Source organism: Gemmatimonadaceae bacterium, assembly GCA_035533755.1.
Lineage (GTDB): Bacteria > Gemmatimonadota > Gemmatimonadetes > Gemmatimonadales > Gemmatimonadaceae > JAGWRI01.
In genome coordinates this window covers 46862-67324 of the sequence record DATLTC010000051.1, presented here as the reverse complement: position 1 = coordinate 67324, position 20463 = coordinate 46862, and the positions used below count along the sequence as shown (strand labels likewise).

Genomic DNA, 20463 nt, shown 5'->3' with positions numbered 1-20463 from the left:
TAGTTGACCTTGAGCTGGAAGACGTTGATCGGGCGGTCCTGGAACAGGGCCGCCCGATCGCGTCCCAGATCGAAGCTGCCGTCCACGCTGGACCCCGAGCGCTGCTGCTGCCACACGAGATAGATCGTGGAGCCGGGCCGGTACTCCCACCGCAGCACCGCGTTGCCGCGCAGCGACGTGTATGAGAAGTCGGGGTTGGCAAAGCTGAACGCCGGCGCCGGGCCCGCGCCGTCCGGGTCCACGACGTACGTGGTCACGGCGCCGGTGCCGTCGCGCTGAGCGGCGATCGTGCCCACGTCGCGCCCGAAGACGCGCTGGGCGAGCGTGCGCGGCGCGCCGTATTCCGAGAACGCGTAGTAGTGGCCGCTGGCGAAGTAGGGCTGGAGGTACAGCTCCAGCGTGAGGTCCGGCGTGAACGTCATGTTCAGCCGCGTGTCGAGCGACAGCGACGTGGGATGGATGGTCGAGAGCACGTATCGCGCGCCGGCGAATGCCGAATCGGTGGGGTCGCTCGCGCGGGTGACGTACTGCAAGCCCTTGCCGTTCTGATACGTGGGGGTGAAATCCACGTTGGCATTGGGGCCCAGCTTGAAGGTCACGCTCGGCGTGACGTAGAAGCTGGTGTTGAGCGCGCCGACACCCGTGGCCCACTCGCCGTTCACGCCCCATACCACTTCCTGGCGGTTGTCGCTCGTGAGGCCGACGCCCAGGTCGTTGTAGCCCGGACGCTTCACCACCGGCCCGCCACGCAGCATGGTGGGGTCGTATACGGCCGGGTGGTGGATGCCGTATGAGCGGAGATTCCAGTAGTTGAGGAACTCCATGCCGAAGTATGCCTGCTGCTGCAGATCGGTGCGGTCGCCCTCGTAGTCGAACTGCTCCTGGCCGCCCACGATGGACACGATGTTGCGATACCAGGCGCCGGGCACGGTCCACTGCCGCGCCAGGTTGGCGCTCACCCAGTAGTAGTCGGCCCGCGAGAGGTACGAGATGTCGTTGACCTCGAACCCCGGGCTGCGCGCCGCCTGGCTGAACTCCCACAACCAGTTGCCCGCGTCCTTGGCCACGCGGGCGTAGGCGCCGTAGCCGCGTAGTTCGGTGGCCGTGGAGTCGAAGCGTGTGGTGAAGAGCCCGTCGCGCACGGCGCCGCGATCGGGGCGCTGGAAGTAGTGCGCGCTCGATTCCATGGTGCGGGCAATGGCGCTGGCCGATCCGCCCACGTCGGACAACGCGATCTGGGCCCGTACGTCGTACGTCTGGTCGTCCCAGTAGTGGTGCATGTCGAGGCCGGCCGACTGGGCGCGGTCGCGCAGGTAGGAGCGCAGCATGGGGTCGTCCAGGCGCCGCTCGGTGGACGTCACGATGCCGCCGACGATCGTGTTGCCGCCCTGGTAGTCGCGCTTGACGCGCCCCACGAAATAGTTGGTGAGCGGTTCCACGGGCTGCAACAGCGTCGGGCCGTTGAGCGCCGTGCGATAGCGCGCCGTCTCGCTGCCGGTGACGGCGTCGAGCAGGCCCACGGTGAAGCCGTTGGCGGTGCGCCCGGTGATCTTGGCCGCCCCCAGGATGCGCGTGGCATCGGGCACGTCGGAGAACAGCGAGGTGTTGGCCACCGAGTCGCCGAGTTGCGGCGCGCGGCCGATGCGCCGCGAGTAGAACAGGTCGAGGCTGCTGTTGTTGCTGCAGAACATGCAACTCGTGCCGCCGAAGCTGAACGCGCCGGCGCCGGCCACGAAGAACGGCCGCTTCTCGGGAAAGAAGGTCTCGAAGGCGGAGAGGTTCACGACGGCGGGATCGGCCTCGACCTGTCCGAAGTCGGGATTCACCGTGGCGTCGAGCGTCAGGTTGGAGGTGAGCAGATAGCGGAGGTCGGCGCCGACGCGCTCCGTGGTGGCGGCATTGGCGTGGAACGGATCGCCGGCGGCGGCGGCCGCGAACCGGTCGCCGGTGAGCACATACGGCAGTAGTTCCGCGGAGCGCGGCCGGTGGTCCACCCGGATGCCGGTGAGCGTGCCGTACTTGGCCGGGCCGCCGGTCTCGTTGGCGCGCGTGAAGGCCCACACGTCCCATTCGTTGAGGCGGTCCACGAACCGCTGGATCTGCAGGCCCCACGTCTGCAGCGAGTCGCGGGAGAAGCGGAGTTGCGAGTACGGAATGCGCAGTTCAGCGGTCCACCCGAGCGAATCCACGTGGGCCGCGCCTTCCCACACGGGATCCCAGGCGGGGTCGAGGTTGCTGCCGCCGATGGACAGCGCGTCGCCCTTCACGCCTTCGGGGTTGATGAGGAACACCGACTCGCCCAGGCGGTCGTGATAGGTGTCCAGGCGGAGCACGAGGACGTCGGACGTGACCGACGGCGCGCCGGTGCCGTTGTCGCCCTGGAGGGTGAGCAGCTGGTCGCGGCGGGCCAGGCGCTCGTGCACGCCGCGCGCGCCGAGGGTGTCGTACATGCGGGCGCCGATGTAGATGGCGTCGTCGTCGAAGAGAATGCGCAGTTCGGTGCGCTGCGTGGCCGCGGCGCCCTGCGTGGGCTGCGTCTGGTAGAAGCCGGTGATCGGCTTGGCCCTGGACCAGGCCGGTTCGTCCAGGCGGCCATCGATCGTGATCGCGCCCTGCCGGCGGGCGGCGAACGCGGTGCGCGCGATGTTCATCGCGGCCGGCGTGGGGGCCTGCGCGGTGAGACGGGTGGGGGAGAGCGCGGCGGCGGCCGCGGCGAGCGCGAGCGGAAGCGCCGAGCGCGAAACGCGGGGCGCGACGAGACGAAAGGACAAGGATGGTGGTGGCTGAAGGTGGTCCGCGTGGTGCACAGGGTGAGACGGCGCGACTCCGTGAATGGTTTGAACGGAGGGCGCCCGCGGATTGTTTCAGCACGGCTATGTCGCGATGGGCGGCGCGGTGTCGAGAGCATCGCGCACGCTCTGGGCGAGTGCGCCGACACGGAACGGTTTGGTGAGTCTCGGCGCGTTGGCGAGGGCGGGGTCGTCGACCGGGGCGCGGAATTCCGAATACCCGGACATGAACATTACGCGGATGCCGGGCCGCTGCCCGCGCAGTTGCGCGGCGAGCTCGTAGCCGCCCATGCGCGGCATGCGCAGGTCGGCGAGCAGCAGGTGGATCGGGCCGCGGTGCGCGAGCGCCACGCGCAGCGCCTCGTCGCCGTCCGCGGCGACGAGGACGTGATAGCCGAACGTCTCCAGCGCGCGGCGCGCGATCTCCCGTACCTGTGGCTCATCCTCGGCAAGGAGCACGGTCTCCGTGCCGGGCGCGCCGCGGCCGGCGACGGTGCGCGCGGGTTCGGCCCACGGCGCGGCGTCGTGCGCCGGCAGACACACGCGCACCATGGTGCCCGCGCCGAGGGCCGAGTCGATCTCGATGAAGCCGCCGAATTCGCGCACGATCCCGAAGCAGGTCGCGAGGCCGAGGCCGGTGCCCTTGCCCACTTCCTTGGTGGTGAAGAACGGCTCGAAGGCGCGCCGCTTGACCGCGTCCGACATGCCGGTGCCGGTGTCGGTGACGGTCAGCATCGCGTAGCGGCCGGCGGGCATGTCGCCGCGCGGCTCCGCCAGCTCGCAGCTGCCGGTGGCAATGGTGAGGCGTCCGCCGTCCGGCATGGCGTCGCGCGCGTTCACCGCCAGGTTGACGATCACCTGCTCGATCTGGTTGGGATCGGCGAGCACGATCGGGACGTCGTCGCCGGGGACGGTGAGCAGCTCGACGTCGGCGGCGAGCAGGCGGCGCAGAAGGCCGTCGAGGTCGGCGAGAGTGCGGCTGAGATCGAGCGGGTGCACGCTCGTCTTCTGGCGCCGGGCGAAGGTCAGCAGTTGGCGCGTGAGCGCCGCCGCCCGCTCGGCGGCGAACCGGATCTCGTCGAGATTGTCCTGCAGGTCGGCGCCGCTGCCGGCCATCTTGCTCAATTCCACGTAGCCGAGCACGGCGGTGAGGATGTTGTTGAGATCGTGGGCGAGGCCGCCGGCCAGGCGGCCGATGCTGTCCATCTTCTGCGTCTGGAGCATCTCCTCGCGCAGCTTGGCCTGCTCGGTGACGTCGAAAGCGAGTCCGATGGCGCCGTCGATGCTCCCGTCGTCGTCGTGGAGCGGCTCCACCCGCCATTCGAAGACGCGGCCGCGATACGACCCGTGGTGCTGGGTGGACTCGCCCTGGAACGCGCGGTCGTGCGCTTCCTCGAGGGCCGCGGTGACGTTGGGATCGTCGATGATCTCGCCGAACGTCCGGCCCGTGAGCTCGCCCGGTCGCAGCCCGATCGTGGACAGCCCGGAGCCCACCGACGAGACGATGCGCTGCCGCAGGTCGGTGGACCAGACGACGGCGGGGAGCTGGCGCACCAGGAGGCCGAGCCGCTCCTGGTTGAGGCGCAGCTCATCGTTGGCCCGGGCGAGGGCGGCGGTGCGCTCGACCACGCGATGCTCGAGGTTGTCGCGCGCTTCGCGCAGCGCGTGCTCGGCGCGCTCGCGGATCTCCACCTGATGCTCGAGATCGGCCGTGCGCGCGGCCACCTGGGCCTCGAGCACCCGCGCGTGCTCGCGCAATGCACGGCCGCGCAGGAACACGACGCCGGCCGTGACGCCCAACGTCGCGACGCCGAGCAACACGAAGAACCACGGGGTCTGGCGGAACGGCGGGATGACGCGTAGCGACACCGTCGCGGGCACGGGGTTCCAGACGCCGCCGTCGTCCTGCGCCGAGAGCTGGAAGTCGTACGTGCCGCCGGGCAGGCTCGAATAGAACGCGCTGCGCCGCGTGCCGGCGTCCACCCATGCGGTGTCGAGGCCGAGCAGCCGATACCGGAAGCGGAGTTGGCGCGACGACCGGAACCGCAGCGACGTGAAGTCGATCTCGATCTGCCGCGTGCCGTGCGGCAGCGTGATCGGCCCGCCGAGCGGGAGCGCGCGGCCGTCGGCCAGCACCGACTCGACGCGCACCGGCGGCGGGGACGTCGGCGCCCGCAGCGCCCGCGGGTCCACCTCCACGAGCCCGTCGGCGCCGGGGAGCCAGAGGCGCCCGTCGGGCGACCGCCAGCCGGAGGAGGCGCCGGCGCTGTTGAATTCGGTGCTGAGCAGCCCGTCGGTCTTGTCGATGGTGCGCACGAAGATCGGTCCGGCGCGGCCGTCGGCGGCGTCGAGCAGCGCCCGCTTCTCGACGCGCTGCAGTCCGAACGACGAGGCGAGCCAGATGCCACCCTCCCCGTCGTCGAGCATCGTGAACGCATCGTTGAGCATCGACGCGCTGGCGTTCGCCAACGAGATGAGCCGGCCGTTGCGGAGCAGCCGCAGCCCGGCGCCCTGCGTGCTCAGCCAGAGCCGGCCGCTGTCGGGCAGCAGCGCGGTGATCGGCTGGCTGGTGAACGCGCCCGCCGCGCCTTCGAGGCTCACGCGGCCGTTGCGCAGACGATAGAGCGAATTGCCGGCCGCCCAGAGCGTTCCGTCGGTTGACTGCGCGAGGACGCGAATGGCGCGCGCGGCGGAGTCGCCCGGGAGCGCGATGGCGGCGAACCGGCCGCCGTCCAGACGATAGAGCCCCCCGGGGCCCCCGAAGTAGAGGCCGCCGTCGGCGGCCTGCAGGATGGCGACCACGTTGCCGGTGGGCGCGTTGGGGGCGTGGCTCCAGTCGTCCACGCGGCCGTCATGGAACCGCACCACCATGCCGGGGCGCACGCCGAGCCACACGCTGCCGTCGGCAACGGGCGCGATGACGCTGATGCGGCTGGTGGCGATGGCGGGATGGTCGCGCCACGTGGTGAAGGCGCGGCCGTCGAACCGCGTGAGTCCACCGGCGTTCGTAGTGAGCCAGATGTTGCCCGCGACGTCGCCTGCCACGCCCCACACCAACGGGTCGGGCAGTCCGTCGGTGCGCGTGTACGTGGTGACCGCGCGATCGTGAAAGCGATCGAGGCCGCCGCTCGTGGAGGCCCACACGTCGCCCTCGCGGTCGCGGAGGAGGTCGTTGACGCGGTCGTCGGTGAGTCCCTGGCGCTCGTCCAGCACCATGAAGTGCCCGTTGCGCCGCAGCGCGATGCCACCGCCCACCGTCCCCACCCAGAGTTCGTCGCCCGGACCGGTGAGCACGGAGAGCACATAGTTGGACGGCAGCCCGTCGGCCGTGGTGAAGATCCGGGCCTGGGGCGGCGCGCCCGGCGCCGTGGGCGGCGACAGTCGCACGAGCCCGGCCACGGTGGCCAGCCAGACGGCGCCGCTCGAATCGCGCACGATGCGGTTGATGCGGAACAGCGAGGGCGTGAGCTGTGGGATCGTGACGAGGGAATCGCCGGCGAGGCGAAACAGTCCATAGCTGCCCACGAGCAGACGCCCGTCCCAGTCGGCGCCCAGTGCGAGAGCAGGAATTCCGCGCTGGCCGACGCGCGTGCACCGCGAGCCGTCGATGCGACAGAGGCCGGCCTGGGTGCCGATCCACACCGTGCCGGCCGGGTCTTGGTAGATCGCGTTGACCTGATCGGTGGGCAGGCCCTGTGCCGTCGTCCATCGAGTGTAGGTGCCGTGGAAGAGGCGGAACACGCCGCCGCGCGCCGTGCCTGCCCAGAGCGCGCCGTCGCGGGACGTGGTGAGCGCGAGCACCCAGGGCGACGGCAGGGAATCCATGGCGGGTGGATCCATGCGCAGCGCCCGTTCGCCGTCGAAGCGCAGCAGCCCCTTGGTCGTGGCAAGCCAGAGATACCCGTCGGCGGACTGCACGGCCATTCCGATCTGCGCGCCGGGCAGGAGGTCGCGTTGCGCCCACGCTTCGTGCACCGGCGGCTGGTTTTCAGCCGACGGGACGGGCGAGTGACGGGACGCGGCCGATAGCTGCGCGTTGGCGCGGGCGGTGAAGCCGAGCGCCAGCGCAATGGTCCAGCGACGGATGGGCATCGTGGGCGGGGTCGGGGCGGGGCCCCGGCGGCGGGGAACGCGCAACGTCACATACGTTATCCGCTTGCCGGCGCGGGGACCAGGGTACGCCGGCGACACCCCCTCACTGCGCCAAGGAATCGCCGATTGCGCGGGACGGTGCTCCCGGGGCAAGCTACATTCATACATATAGAGGCCTACCGAGGGGGATTCGCGCATGACCGCCACCACCGCACCCACTGCCGGCCCGTCGAGCAGAGCCGGCGAACCGCACCTTGCCGCGCCCGACGTCAACCCGTCGTTCACGCGCGGCGTATTTCTGGGCGAGGTCCTCGAGGATCTCGTCTTTCCGTTTCCGGCGCTGAGCCCCGACGAGAAGGAGTCGCTGGACGCGATCCTCGGTTCGTTCCGGGCCTTCGCGGCCGACCACATCGACTCCGCCAAGTTCGACCACGACGCGCACTTTCCCGACGAGGTGCGGTTCGGGCTGCACGAGTTGGGGCTGATGGGGGTGAGCATTCCCGAGGCGTACGGCGGCTTCGGCGCCACGGCCAAGGTGTACACGCGGGTGTTCGGCGAGTTGGGCGGCACCGATCCGGCGCTCACCGTGTACTTCGGCGCGCACCAGTCCATCGGGTGCAAGGGGATCGTGCTGTTCGGCACCGAGGCGCAGAAGCAGCAGTACCTGCCCAAGTGCGCCACCGGCGAATACGTGGCGGGGTTCTGCCTCACCGAACCGGGATCGGGCTCCGACGCGCAGGCCATGAAGACCACGGCCGTGCCGAGCGCCGACGGCGCGCACTACGTGCTCAACGGCCAGAAGATCTGGATCTCGAACGCCGGCTACGCCGACATCTTCACCGTGTTCGCCAAGGTGCCGGTGGAGATCGACGGCAAGCCGAAGCAGCGGGTGACGGCGTTCATCGTGAACGCGCACGCCGAGGGGGTGCGGCTGGGCAAGCTCGAAGAGAAGATGGGGATCAAGGCCAGCGATACGCGGGCGGTGTTCTTCGAGAACGTGAAGGTCCCGATGGCCGACCGGCTGGGCGACGTGGGGCAGGGGTTCCACGTGGCGCTGGAGGTGCTGAATTCGGGACGGCTGGGGCTGGCGGCGGGCTCGGCGCGCGGCGCGCGGCGCATCATGCGCGAGGCGATCAAGTACGCCAACGAGCGGCAGCAGTTCGGCAAGTCGATCGGCTCGTTCGAGATGATCCAGAAGAAGATCGCGCTCAATGCCGCCGAGGTGTACGCGGCCGATTCGGGGGTGCAGCTGGCCAGCGGGATGATGGATCGCGGCGGGATCGACTTCTCGCTGGAGACGGCGGCGTGCAAGGTGTTCGCGAGCGAGCTGGCGTTCCGGGCGTCGAACGACGCAATGCAGATCGCGGGCGGCATCGGCTACTCCAAGGAGTTCCCGTACGAGCAGGCGGTGCGCGATTCGCGCATCAACCTGATCTTCGAGGGCACCAACGAGATCCTGCGGGCCCTGATCGCGCTGATGGGGCTGCAGCAGCCGGGCGAGCGGCTGAAGACGCTGGGCAAGGCGTTCAAGGACCCGATCCATTCGATCGGGGCGATCAGCCACTACCTGAGCGACCGCGCCAAGCGCCAGATCACCAAGCCCAGCTTCACCAAGGTGCATCCGGCGCTGGCCGGCGAAGCGGATCAGGTGGCCGAGCTGGTGCACAACTTCGCGCTCGGCGTGGAGGCGGCGATCATGAAGCACGGCAAGGCAATCCTCGACCGCCAGTTCCTGCAGGAGCGGATGGCCAACGCGGCCATCGACATCTTCCTGGCCACGGCGGTGCTGTCGCGGACCACGTGGGAGATCGAGCGCGCGGGCGGGCCCGACGCGGCCAGCGTGCAGCCGCACCTGGATCTGGCGCGCGTGTTCGTGCCGATGGCGTACCGGCGGGCGCGGCGCAACATCCGCGGCCTGCGGCACCACCAGGACGCGCGGGTGAGCGCGATCGCCAAGCACAGCCTGGAGACCGGGGAATTGGGGGTGGAGGCGGCCACGGACGAGTAGCGGTGATCCGGCGCCGGGCCCTTTCGGGGCCCGGCGCCGGATCATGAGTTATTTATTATGGTATGCGGTCTGGCCGGAACCGGCCGGCGGCCGTACATTGGCCGGTGAGCGCTCGACGGTGTTCTCCCCCCCAACCACCTCGCTCATGACTCGTCTGTGGCGGCGCCCCCTCGCGGGGCTGTTCGCGGCCCTGCTCGCTGCATCGTGTAGCGGAGGGGGCGGCTCGACCGACGGCAACGGCATGGTCACACCGCCGCCAACGCCGGTGCTCACCACCGTATCGGTGACGCTGTCGGCGGCGGCGGTGTTCGTGGGCTCCACCACCACCGCTTCGGCGGCGGGCGCGGATCAGAACGGCGCATCCATCGCCACCGGCACCGTGACCTGGTCGGTGGGCACGCCGAGCGTGGCCTCGGTGACGAGCGGCGGGCTGGTGACCGGGCTGGCCGCCGGCACCACGACCATCATCGCCACCGCGGGCGGCAGGCAGGGCCAGGCCACGCTCACCGTCAATCCCGTGCCGGTGGCGCGGGTGTCCGTGTCGCCGGCCTCGGCGACGCTCGTTGCCGGCGCCACGCAGCAGTTGACCGCGGCCACGCTCGACGCCAGCGGCAACGCGCTGTCCGGGCGCGTGGTGACCTGGACGTCGTCCGACGCCACCCGGGCCACGGTGAGCGCCGCGGGACTGGTGACCGCGGTCGCGGCCGGCACGACCACGATCACGGCCACGAGCGAGGCGCAGTCGGGGACGGCGGCCATCACCGTCACCGCCGCGGCGCCCGGCTCGGCGCCGACCATCGCGTCGATCGGGCCCGCCGTGATGACGCCGGGAGCGGCGGTCACGATCGCGGGCACCGGGTTCAGCGCCGCCGCGGCGGCGGATTCGGTGACGATCGACGGCGTGAGCGCGGCGGTGACGGCCGCCTCGACCGTGCAGCTCACGGTGACGGTGCCGTCGACGCTGCCGTGCACGCCCACGCACGCCGCGACCGTGCGGGTGACCGTGGGCGGACAGAGCGGAGCGGGAACGCAGACGCTGCGCGCGGGGACGCCCGAGACACTGGCCGTGGGCGGGTCGCTGGTGATCACGGCGGCCAGCGAGCTCGCGTGCCTGGAGCTGCCGGCGTCCAACGGCAGCTACGTGGTGAGTGTGTTCAACGACCTGCAGACGCCCACCTCGACAGCGGCGTTCCGTCTGGCGGGCGCGGCAAACGCGGCCGGGGCCGATCGTGCGGCGCCGGTGATGATCCGGCAGCGCATGCTGGCGCCGGCGGCAGCGCGCGCTCTCCCGGCCGATGCGGCGGGACCGTCCGAGAGCGCGGCGATGCACTATCGCGTACTCGAGGCCAGCCGGGCCGCGTACGCGATGCTGCGGGGGCACGCTCGCGTGGGGGCGCGCGCGGCGCGGGCCGCGGCGGGGCAGCCGGCGTTGGCCACCGTGCCGGTGGTGGGGGCCACGCGGGTCTTCCGCGTGAACCAATTCACCACGACCCTGAACTCCACCAGCACCTGCGCGTCGTACAAGGAGATCACGGCGCGGGTGGTGTACGTGGGAACCAAGAGCATCATGTGGGAGGACGTGGCGGCGCCGCTGGCGGGGACGATGGACTCCTACTTCACGCGCCTGGGCCAGGAATTCGACGCCACGATGTACCGGAGCGACTCCGCGTACTTCGGCGATCCGCTGATCACCGACCAGTACACCGATGCCGACCAGCATCTGGACATGGTGTTCACGCCGGCGGTGCCCACGGGGCTGGCCGGGTTCGTGATCTCGTGCGATCTGTTCGCGCGCGACTCCGTGAACAATCCGTCGAGCAACTTCGGCGAGTTCTTCTATGCCGTGGTGCCGACCGTGGCCGGCACGGGATTCACGGGCAACACCGCCGATTCGTGGCTGCGCACCATCCGGACGACCGTGGTGCACGAGGTCAAGCACATCGCGTCGTTCGGGGCCCGGCTCACCGATGGCGCCACCAGCTACGAGGAGTCGTGGCTGGAGGAGGGGATGGCGCGTGAGGCCGAGGAGGTGTGGCTGCGCAACAACATCTACCACGTGGCGTGGAAGGGCGACGCCGGCTATGCGGCCACGATGTACTGCGACGTGCGCCCCACCTTCCCGCAGTGTACCGGCGCGCCGTACGGCATCTACAAGCACTACATGACGCTGTATGCGGTGCTGCAGGCGCCGGGCGCGTCGTCGCTGTTCGGCCGCGTGGCCGACAACGACTTCAACTTCTACTCGCTCGCGTGGTCGTTCTCGCGCTGGGCGGACGACCGGTATGCCGCGTCCGACGCGGCGTTCCTGCGCGGGATCACGCAGGCCACCGCCACCACCGGCACGGCGAGCATCGCGGCGCTCACAGGGCAGTCGGTGGATCAGATGCTCGGGCACTGGGTGCTGTCGTTGTATCTGGACGGGCAGAGCGCGTTCGCGTCCAACGCCGACGTGCAATTCCCCACCTGGAACACGCGCGACGTGTACTCCGGAATGTCGGTGGACTTCCCCACGAACTTTCCGGTGAGCTTCCCGTTGTCGGCGCAGCCGCTGCCGGCGGGGACGTTCGCCGTGGACAACGCCGGCATTCACGGCGGCGCGTTCGCGATGTACCAACTCACGGCCAGCGCCACGGCGGGACAGACGCTCGCGCTCCTCGGCACGGGCGGAAGCGGGCCCGCCGCGTCGAGCCTGCGCATTGCCATCGCGAGGATCCAGTAATGCGCGGCATGATCGTGGGGCTGGCGTTGGCCGCGGCGGTCGGGTGTCATGCGCGCGGTCCGGGGAGCGCGGCGGTGCCGGCCGCCGTCGGGGCCGACACGCTGCGGGGCACGTTCGTGCTCGAGGGCAGCGACCCGGCGCCGGTAGCGGTGCTGCGCACCGCCGACGGCCGAGTGGAACTGGACAGCGTCCCCGGCGCCATGCGGGGTCTCGTGCAGTTGGACCTCTGGGTGCGCGGCGTGGCCGAGGCGGGCGGACGGTTCCGGGTGGAGGACTTCCTGGTGCGGGGCGCCGGCGGGGATCCGGCGTGGGACGGCACCGTGGAGCGCGCGGGGGCCGGGGTGGCGCTGCGGCTGCCGGACGGTGGGCTGCACGCGCTCAACGGCGTGCCGGCGGAGTTGGCGGGTCTCGTGGGCGCGCGGGTGTGGGTGACCGAGACGTCGGCGCGCACGGTGGCGTCGTACGGGGTGATCCGGTAAGCCGATCGCGGGGCGCCGTGCAACTTTCGCCGGAACGGGCGGTATCAGGAACCGTCATACCACTCCCTGAAACCGCGACCACCGCTCCGGCGGAGGAATGCCCACCATGCGTGCTCCCCTCACGATCGGCCATCGCGCGTCGCGCAGGCCGCCGCGCCCCGTTCGCCACCTTGGTCACGCGCTCGCCGCGACCCTGAGCGCGGTGACCGTGTCGGCGTGCGCATCGAGCGGCGCGCGGCTGCCCGACCAGAATCCGGCGCTCGTGGCCGCGGTGCACGCCGAGACGCGGATGGTCTCGGGTGAGACCACGTGGGTGTCGCGCGGACCGGGCTACGAGCTGGTGGGGTTCACCAAGCGCGACATCGCCGACGTGGACTCGGCCGTGGCGCGGCAGAGCCTCGTGTACTCGCAGCTGTTCGGCCAGGCGCCGCCCGAGGTGGCGGTCACCGTGCACCGGATCAGCTTCGGTCCCAAGGCGCCGGCGTATCAACCCGCGCCGCCGCTTCCGCCGGGCTCCGTGGAACCGGTGGTGGAGATCCCGATCATCGAGCCGTCGTCGCGCCCCGAGGGCAACGGCGGCCGCGGCTACGGCGGTGGGTTCGCGGTGCAGGGTGGCGCCAACGCTACCGAGCGCGTGATGCGCGCCTGGCTGTCGGCGCGGGCGTCGCAGCTGCTGGGGCATCCGTCGGTGCAGGGGGCCACCGGTCTGGTGGACGATCCGCGGGTGCCGAGCTGGGTGGAGACGCTCGTGCCGGCGCTGGCGGCCGACGAGAAGACCGTGGACGGGCTCTCGATGCGGATCTCGGCCAACGTGGACGCGCTGTTCCCGCTGCGGATGTTCTTTACGATGCCGCGTCCGCAGGCGGAGTACGCGCGAGGCGGCGAGAGCGGGGGCGCGGATCGCGGCGGCGCCGAGGGCCGCGGCGGCGAGGGGCGCGGTGGCGAGGGGCGCGGTGGCGAGGGCGGGGAAGGTGGCGACGGCGGCGGATTCGGCGGCGGGTTCGGGGGCATGGGCGGCGGCGGATATGGACGCGGCATGGGGGGCGGATACGGTGGCGGATACGGGCGCGGGGGCATGGGCCGCGGCGGGATGCCGCGCGGCGGCGGCGGGCGTCCCAACAACGCCGGCGAGTCGCAGGCGCTGCGCGGCGGCGCGATGTACTCGGCCGAAGCCACCGTGCTGGGCCGGTTCCTCATGACGCGCGAAGGCGCGCCGCTGATCGGGCAGATGGTGGACGCGCAGCTTCGCGGCAAGCCGGTGGACGACGTGCTCGAGGCGCAGGCGGCGGGTCCGCGGACGTTGGGCCAGCTCGACGACGATTGGCGGCAGTGGCTCGACTCGCGCGCCAAGGCCGGCAAGAGCAACTGAGCGGCGGGTTGCTAATGAAATCCTAGCGGGCGCCGCCGATTGACATGACCGCGGACACTTTTTTTACTGATGGGGTCCCATAAGTATTGCAACACGGCCCTTTATCAGAGTTATTCGATATCATGTCGCTCCTCTCGCTCGAGCGCGTGTCCAAGCGCTTCGACGGCCTGACGGCGGTGGACGGGGTGTCGTTCACGGTCGATCGCGGGCAGGTGGTGGGATTTCTCGGTCCCAACGGCGCCGGCAAGTCCACCACCATGCGGATGATCACGCAGATCTTCGAGCCCGACGGCGGGGAGATCCGATTCGACGGCGTGCCGCTGAGCCAGGCCGGTCGCGACGCCAAGCGCCGCATCGGATTCCTGCCCGAGAACAACCCGCTGTACGGCGAGATGCTCGTGACCGAGTATCTGGATTTCGTGGCGCGGTTGCGCGAACTGGCGGGCCAGGAGCGATCGCGCGCGATCGACGAAGCCGTGGCGTCCACCGGCATCGAGCCCGTGTTCCACCGGCCGATCGGCGAGCTGTCCAAGGGCTACAAGCAGCGCGTGGGGCTGGCGGCGGCCATCCTGCACCGGCCCGACCTGCTCATCCTGGACGAGCCCACCGAGGGGCTGGATCCCAATCAGCGCGTGGAGATCCGCCATCTGATCGCGCATCTGGGACGCGAACGCACGGTGATGCTGTCCACGCACGTGCTCCCCGAGGTGCAGCACACCTGCTCGCGGCTGCTGATCATCAATCAGGGGCGGCTGGTGGCCGACGGGTCGGTGGACGAGTTGGTGAGCCGGGCCACGGCGGGGGTGCGGGTGACGATCGAGGCGTCGGGCGCCGACGTGGGCCGCCGGGTGAGCGGGCTCTCCGGCGTGCGCGACGTGGAGGTGCAGGACGCGCCGCGCGGCCGCGTGCGGGTGAGCGTGTCGGCGTCGGGCGACACCGATCTGCGCCCGCACATCTTCGAGATGGCCAAGGCCGAAGGGTGGACGCTCTACGAGTTGCACCAGGAGACGGGCAGCCTCGAGGATCTGTTCCGGCAGCTGACGCACGGCGACGGGGCGGCGGCGCCGGCGGCGGAACGCGCGGAGGCGGCGGCATGATGGCGCGCATCTGGACGATCGCGCGCCGCGAGGTGAAGGCGCTGTTCGACCACCCCACGGGCTACGTGCTGCTGGTGGTGTTCGTGGCCGTCAACAACTTCCTGTACTTCCGCAACGCGTATCTGCTGGGCGTGGCCAGTCTGCGCTCGATGTTCGATCTGCTGCCGTGGATGTTCCTGTTCTTCGTGCCGGCGGTGGCCATGCGCACGTTGGCCGAGGACAACCGGAGCGGCGTGCTGGAGTTGGTGCTGGCGCAGCCGGTGACCGAGCTGGAGTTGCTGCTGGGCAAGTTCGCGGGGGCGGTACTGTTCCTGTGGATCGGGCTGGCGCTCACGCTGCCGGTTCCGGTGGGGCTGATGCTGGGCGCCCGGGTGCAGTGGGGGCCGATCGTGGCCCAGTACGCCGGCGCGGCGCTGTTGGCGATGGGGCTGGCCGGCGTGGGCGTGTGGGCGTCGAGCCTCACACGCAGCCAGATCACGGCGTTCATCCTCGCCGTGGCCGTGATGTTCGTGCTCACGCTGTTCGGGCTCGATCCGCTCATCGTCGGATTGCCGCCCACGCTGGGCGCGATCGCGGCGCGGGTGGGCGTGTTGTCGCACTTCCAGAACATCGGGCGCGGCGTGATCGATCTGCGCGACGCGGTCTACTTCTTCTCGCTGGCCGGCGTGTTCCTGGCGCTGGCGTACGGGGCGCTGCTGGGCCGTAAGCTGGCGCGGGCGGGCGAGACGCGGCGCCGCCTGCGGCTGGGCGTCGGCCTCGTGACGGCGATCGTGATCGTGGTGAACCTGCTCGGCAGCTACATCGACGGCCGCCTGGATCTCACGCCGGGGCACGAGTACACGCTGTCGTCCGGCACGCGGCAGATCGTGGGCCACCTGGACGACATCGTCACGATCAAGGAATTCGCGTCCGACGCACTGCCGGCGAGCATCTCGCTGCTCAAGCGCGACGTGGACGACCTGCTGAGCGACATCCGGTCGGCGGGGCACGGCAAGATTCGCGTGGTGGCGCAGGATCCGAGCCGCAACAAGAGCGCCGCCAACGACGCCCAGGCGCTGGGCATCGCGCCCGTGCAGTTCAACGTGGTGGGCAACGCCTCGCTGCAGGTGAAGCAGGGCTATCTGGGCCTGGCCATCCAGTACCAGGGCAAGACGGCCACGATTCCGTTCGTGAGCCGGACCAGCGACCTGGAGTACCGGCTGGCGGCGGCGATCCGTTCGCTGACCCGCGCCAACAAACCCGTGGTGGGGCTGGTCAATGCGTCGAGCGGCCCGGATGCGTCGCTCAACGACTTCCAGCACGAACTGTCCAAGTCGTACGACGTGCGTCCGTTCACCCTGGCCGACACGGCGCAACCGGCGGCGGACGTGAAGACGGTGATCCTCATCGGCGGCCCCGACTCGCTGCCCCCTGCGGCGCGCGCGCGGTATGCCGCGTTCCTGGCCCGCGGTGGCAGCGCGCTCGTGATGACCAGCGGCATGCTGCCGTCGCCGCAGATGCCGATGGCGATGCCGCAGCCGGTGGCGTGGAACGCGCTGTTGGCGCCGTTCGGCGTGTCGATTCCCGCCAACATGGTGTACGATCTCGCGTCCAACGAGATCATCCCGGTGCCGTCGTCGGTGGGGCAGGTGCTCACGCGGTATCCGTTCTTCGTGCACGCGCAGCCCGTGGGCCGGGCGGTGGCGGCGCAGGACGTGAGCGACATCATGCTCACCTGGGCGAGCAGCGTGGACACGACGGGCGCCAAGCAGGCGGCGGAGACGATCACGCCGCTGTTCGTGTCGAGCCGCGACGCGGGCATCGCGAGCGGCGCGACGTCCATCGATCCCTCGCGCACCTTCCCGCAGGACAGCCTGGGCACGCGGCTGCTCGCCGTGCAGGTGGTGCCCAGGGCCGAGGGCAAGGGGCCGGCGCCCGGCCGGCTGATCGTGGTGGGCAACACCGACTTCATCTCCGATCGCATCGAGCAGCACTCGCCGGAGAACCTCACGTTCGCGCTCAACGCCGTGGACTGGCTGTCGCAGGACGACGCGCTGATCTCCATCCGGTCCAAGGACCGCAGCCCGCCCACGCTGGCATTCACCAGCGCGGCCACGCGCAATGGCGTGAAGTACGCCAACGTGATCGGCGTGCCGGTGCTGATCATGGTGGCGGGCCTGATGGTGATGGAGCGCCGGCGGCGGAAGACGCGGGAACCCTATCGGCCGCTGGCCGCGGCGGCGGGAGAAGCGGCATGACCAACAAGCAACTGGTGCGCCTGGCAGGGCTGCTGGCGGTGGCGGTGATCGCGTGGGGCGTCCTGGCCTTTGCCAGGCACCATGGCGCCGACCGGCCGGCGGGGCTCGCGCTGGCCAAGATCGACACCGCGGCGGTGGACACGATCGCCCTCACCACGGCGCGCGATACGGCGACGCTGGCCCGCGCCGCGGACAAGACGTGGCGCGTGAACGGCCATCGGGCGGTGGCGGCGGACGTGCGGCAGTTGCTCGGCGCGCTGGCCGATACCACGACGTGGAGCGAACTCGCCGCCGAGAGCCGCGCGTCGCACGGCGCGATGGGAGTGAGCGCCGACAGCGGGCAGCGCGTGCGCGTCGCCGGCCAGGGCGGCACGCTGCTCGATCTGGTCAGCGGGCATCGGACCACCGACGGCACGGCGCTCTACGTGCGCCGGTCGGGCAAGGATCGGGTGTACGCGCTTCACGGATCGCTGGTCGAGGCGCTGTCGCACGGCCTGGACGATTGGCGCGACAAGACCGTCGCGTCGGTGGCGCCGGCGAGCGTGATGAAGATCGTGGTGTCGCGCGGCCGGGAGGCGTACACGCTGCTGCGCGCCGGCAAGGGGTGGAAGGTGGCCGGGGGCGCGGCGGCGGATTCGTCGGCCGTGGTGGCGCTGCTCAACCGGTACGATCCGCTCGTGGCATCGGGCTTCGCCACCGCGGCGCAGGCCGACTCGGCGAGCTTCGCGCGCCCCACGGCGCGCGTCCAACTGTTCGGCAAGGGCGCGACGCCGCTGCTCGACGTCACGGTCGATTCCACGAAGAGCGGCGTCTGGGCCCGCGCCGGCGGCAAGCCGTGGGTGTTCGACTTCGACGCCTGGTTGCTGGGCGACATGGCGCCGGCGAAGAAGACGATCGTGGCCGGCGTGAAGCGGCCGGTCTGACGGCGGTCAGTTGGCGGCGGGCGCGCGCCGCCGCGGTCATGCACGCCGGCCCCTGTCGGCGGCGGGGGTTGCGCCACATCTTTGCGCGGCCCTTCCCCCCGCCGAATTCCCCGCTTCGAGGTCCGCGCCATGTCCCCATCCCGCCGCACCTTTCTCAAACTGACCGCGGCCGCAGGCGGCGCGATCGGAATGGGCGCCCTCCCCGATCTCGGGTTCGCCGCCACGCCGACGCCCACCCCGCGCGCGACCGTGCCGCCCGTGGGCCGCGCGGCCACCCCGCTGAACATCCTGATCATCGGCGGCACGGGGTTCACCGGTCCCGAGCAGGTGAACTACGCGCTGGCCCGCGGGCACCAGGTGACGCTGTTCAACCGCAACAAGACGCGCCCCGACTTCTTCAAGGGCCGCGTCACGGAATTGATCGGCGATCTGAACGACGACACGCGCGCGCTCGAGGGCAAGGAGTTCGATGTCGTGATCGACAATCCCACGACATCGCCGATCTGGGTGCGGAACGTGGCCCGGTACATGATGGGCCACACCAAGCACTACATCTTCATCTCCACCCTCTCGGTGTATCCCGACAACAGCCATCCGGGCGCCGACGAATCCGACGGCCTCACGCCGCTACCGGCCGGCATCGATCCGTTCGCCGTGCCGGCGTCGCAGGCGCGCAACTACTACGGCGCGCTGAAGACGTATTGCGAGGGCCTGGTGCAGAAGGACTACGCCGGGATGTTCACGATCATCCGTCCGGGCCTGATCGTGGGACCGCTCGATCCGTCGGACCGCTTCACCTACTGGCCGGCGCGCATCGATCGCGGCGGCGAGGTGCTGGCGCCGGGCGTGCCCGAGGAGCCGGTGCAATTCATCGACGCCCGCGACCTCGCCGAATGGACCGTGCGCATGGCTGAGAATCGCACGCTCGGCATCTACAACGGCATGGGGCCGATCGCGCCGCTGACGATGGCCGAGATGCTGTACGGCATGAAGGCGGTGACCACGGCGGGCGCGCAGTTCACGTGGGTGCCGGCCGACTTCCTGCGCGAGCAGAAGATCTCGGCGTGGCGCGACATGCCGGTGTGGGTGCCGTGGCCCGGACGCGACGCCGGGTTCATGGCGCGCAACAACGCCCGGGCCATCGCCGCCGGCCTCACCTTCCGTCCGCTCGCGGTGACGGCCAAGGACACGCTCGACTGGAACCGCACGCGCCCCGCGGCGCAGCAGCAGGCGCTGGCCGACGGGAAGATCGCGGGCATCCCGGCGGCGCGTGAAGCCCAGGTGCTCGCCGCCTGGAAGGCCAAGCAGGCGGCGGGCCGGTGAGCGCGATGCGCGGAGCGGCGGGCGGCGCCGGCGACGCGCCGATCGGCGGGCGCGTCCATGCGTGGCTCGCCCACATGGTGGATGTGCGCCCGGACGAGGTGCGCCCGATGCTCATGGCGTTCGCGTACTTCTTCTTCGTCCTCAGCGGGTACTTCATTCTCCGGCCCATCCGCGACGCGGTGGCCGCGGCGTCGGGGGTGTCGCAGCTCCCGTGGCTGTTTGCCGGCACGCTCACCGCGATGCTCGTGTGCCAGCCGATGTTCTCGGCGCTGGTGGTGCGGTTCCCGGTGCGCCGGTTCATCCCCATCACGTATCACTTCTTCATTGCCAACCTGCTGGCGTTCTACGCGCTCATGCGCCTGGCGCCGGCCGACGGATCGCTAGCCAACGTGTGGACGGGACGCGCGTTCTTCATCTGGACCAGCGTGTTCAATCTGTTCGTGGTGTCGGTGTTCTGGTGCTTCATGGCCGACATCTACCGGAGCGGGCAAGGCAAGCGGCTGTTCGGATTCATCGGCGTGGGCGGCACGCTCGGGGCCATCGCCGGCTCGGGGGTGACGGCGCTGCTGGCGCGGCAGATCGGCGTGGTGAACCTGCTGCTCGTCTCGGCGGCGCTGCTCGAGCTGGCCGTGCTGATGGTGATCCTCTTTCCCGTGCGGCGCGACGGCGGGGCGACGGCGGTGGGCACCGAGCAGATCGACCGCGCGCCGATCGGCGGCAGCGTGTGGGCCGGCTTCACCAGCGTGATGAAGTCGCCCTATCTGGCCGGCATCGCGGTCTTCCTGATTCTCTACACCGTGGGGTCCACGTTCCTGTACTTCGAGCAGTCCGACATCGTGGGCCGGTTCTACCACGGGAGCGCGGCCCGCACGGCGGTGCTGGCGCAGATCGAGCTCGTGGGGCAGACGCTCACCGTGCTCATCCAGATGTTCTTCACCGGTCGCGTGATCCGGTGGATCGGGCTTACGGCCACGCTCGCGTTCCTGCCGGTGCTGACGATGCTCGGCTTCGGCGCGCTGGGCGTGATGCCCGTGTTCACCGCGCTGGCGCTGTTCATCGTGCTGCGGCGGGCGAGCAACTTCGCGCTCACCAATCCGGCCATGGAAGTGCTGTTCACCGTGGTGCCGCGCGAGGACAAGTACAAGGCCAAGAGCTTCATCGAGACGTTCGTGTATCGCGGCGGCGATCAGATCGCGGCGTGGACGTATGCCGGGCTGGCGGCGCTGGGCCTGGGTCTCACGGGCATCGCCTTCGCGGCGGTGCCGATGGCCGCCGTGTGGCTGATGCTCGGCTTGTGGCTGGGCCGCAAGCAGGCCGAGTTGGCAGGCGATGTCCCGCCGACGGTGCCGGTGTTTCCCCAACCTGAGGTGAGTTGACCCCTGCGAATGTCGCTCCGCGCCGTGGCCCTGTCGGCGCTCGCGCTCCTC

11 protein-coding genes are annotated in these 20463 nt (G+C 70.7%); 9 read left to right on the top strand and 2 right to left on the bottom strand.

The window, feature by feature from the left end; genetic code table 11:
• Nucleotides 1-2771 (bottom strand): DUF5916 domain-containing protein (locus tag VNE60_07275; protein ID HVB31307.1); only part of this gene is annotated, 2771 nt, incomplete at its 3' end.
• A gap of 102 nt (nt 2772-2873) precedes the next feature.
• A complete protein-coding gene (locus tag VNE60_07270) occupies nt 2874-6881 on the bottom strand; it encodes a two-component regulator propeller domain-containing protein (protein HVB31306.1) in 4008 nt (1335 codons plus the stop codon).
• 196 nt (nt 6882-7077) lie between these two features.
• On the opposite strand from VNE60_07270, the gene VNE60_07265 reads away from it, so the two are divergent.
• The 9 genes from VNE60_07265 (at nt 7078) to VNE60_07225 (ending at nt 20412) form a co-directional block, all read left to right on the top strand.
• Nucleotides 7078-8889 (top strand): acyl-CoA dehydrogenase family protein, encoded by a 1812-nt coding sequence (locus VNE60_07265; GenBank protein HVB31305.1) that lies wholly within the window; start codon nt 7078-7080, stop codon nt 8887-8889.
• A gap of 145 nt (nt 8890-9034) precedes the next feature.
• A complete protein-coding gene (locus VNE60_07260; protein HVB31304.1) occupies nt 9035-11608 on the top strand; it encodes an Ig-like domain-containing protein in 2574 nt (857 codons plus the stop codon).
• On the top strand, nt 11608-12087 hold the full coding sequence (locus VNE60_07255) for a hypothetical protein (protein ID HVB31303.1): 480 nt from the start codon (nt 11608-11610) through the stop codon (nt 12085-12087). The genes VNE60_07260 and VNE60_07255 overlap by 1 nt, the downstream gene beginning before the upstream one ends.
• A 106-nt stretch (nt 12088-12193) precedes the next feature.
• A complete protein-coding gene (locus VNE60_07250; protein HVB31302.1) occupies nt 12194-13456 on the top strand; it encodes a hypothetical protein in 1263 nt (420 codons plus the stop codon).
• A gap of 122 nt (nt 13457-13578) precedes the next feature.
• Nucleotides 13579-14553: an ATP-binding cassette domain-containing protein gene (locus tag VNE60_07245; protein ID HVB31301.1), complete on the top strand. Its 975-nt coding sequence runs from the start codon at nt 13579-13581 to the stop codon at nt 14551-14553.
• On the top strand, nt 14550-16790 hold the full coding sequence (locus VNE60_07240) for a Gldg family protein (protein HVB31300.1): 2241 nt from the start codon (nt 14550-14552) through the stop codon (nt 16788-16790). The genes VNE60_07245 and VNE60_07240 overlap by 4 nt, the downstream gene beginning before the upstream one ends.
• Nucleotides 16787-17713 (top strand): DUF4340 domain-containing protein, encoded by a 927-nt coding sequence (locus VNE60_07235; protein HVB31299.1) that lies wholly within the window; start codon nt 16787-16789, stop codon nt 17711-17713. The genes VNE60_07240 and VNE60_07235 overlap by 4 nt, the downstream gene beginning before the upstream one ends.
• A 129-nt stretch (nt 17714-17842) precedes the next feature.
• Nucleotides 17843-19036 (top strand): NAD-dependent epimerase/dehydratase family protein, encoded by a 1194-nt coding sequence (locus tag VNE60_07230; protein HVB31298.1) that lies wholly within the window; start codon nt 17843-17845, stop codon nt 19034-19036.
• A complete protein-coding gene (locus VNE60_07225) occupies nt 19033-20412 on the top strand; it encodes an MFS transporter (protein HVB31297.1) in 1380 nt (459 codons plus the stop codon). Before VNE60_07230 ends, VNE60_07225 begins: the two co-directional genes overlap by 4 nt.
• Nucleotides 20413-20463 lie beyond the last annotated feature (51 nt).